The 378-nt window shown below is 31.2% G+C and carries 1 pseudogene; it reads left to right on the forward strand.

Annotated features, from left to right (window positions below):
• Nucleotides 1-45: 45 nt before the first annotated feature.
• A pseudogene (locus B2S90_RS10990) lies at nt 46-242 on the forward strand (IS607 family transposase); the annotation flags it as partial.
• Between the last annotated feature and the right edge of the window lie 136 nt (nt 243-378).

Genomic DNA, 378 nt, shown 5'->3' on the forward strand with positions numbered 1-378 from the left:
TGTTATGATTAAATGTGTTCAAATTTCTCCAAAGGAGAGCGTTAAATGAACTCATTAAATATCACAAATTATAAACCAAAGGATTTTGTTGACTTTTAGGCGTATCTGTTAAGATATTATAACGTTGAGATAGAAAAGGAACTTTAAAGGCAAACCGAACCCAAACTAATAGGCATTATTATACTTATAATCAGCATTTACTAAATCAAGTTACATTTTTAAGATGGTTTTGTAATGTAAAAGAATTATTTGAATACCCACAGACCACAGGCTAGTGAAAATCAAATTTTATTGACGCCTATAAATCGGCGCTCATGAAGCTGAAGTATTAAAAAAGATAGAAAGAGATGAGGACATTGCTGAAGAGTTTCAAGACGG

Source organism: Catenibacterium sp. UBA627 (assembly GCF_002299355.1).
GTDB classification, from domain to species: domain Bacteria; phylum Bacillota_I; class Bacilli_A; order Erysipelotrichales; family Coprobacillaceae; genus Catenibacterium; species Catenibacterium mitsuoka.